The sequence below is a fragment of the Klebsiella sp. M041 genome, assembly GCF_059759695.1.
This window is the reverse complement of sequence record NZ_JCAXWU010000072.1, coordinates 1-266: the sequence shown is the minus strand read 5'-3', so window position 1 is coordinate 266 and position 266 is coordinate 1. Positions and strand designations below refer to the sequence as shown.

Genomic DNA, 266 nt, shown 5'->3' with positions numbered 1-266 from the left:
CCGGGTGTGTAAGCGCAGCGATGCGTTGAGCTAACCGGTACTAATGAACCGTGAGGCTTAACCTTACAACGCCGAAGATGTTTTGGCGATTTGAGAGAAGATTTTCAGCTTCGATACAGATTAATCGATGCGTCCGCAGGACGTGTTGATAAAACAGAATTTGCCTGGCGGCACTAGCGCGGTGGTCCCACCTGACCCCATGCCGAACTCAGAAGTGAAACGCCGTAGCGCCGATGGTAGTGTGGGGTCTCCCCATGTGAGAGTAG

General features: G+C 53.0%; 1 rRNA gene. It reads left to right on the top strand.

Features of this window, described 5'->3' with window-relative positions:
- Nucleotides 1-163: 163 nt before the first annotated feature.
- Nucleotides 164-266, top strand: a 5S ribosomal RNA gene (rrf, locus tag AC6CWS_RS26535); the annotation flags it as partial.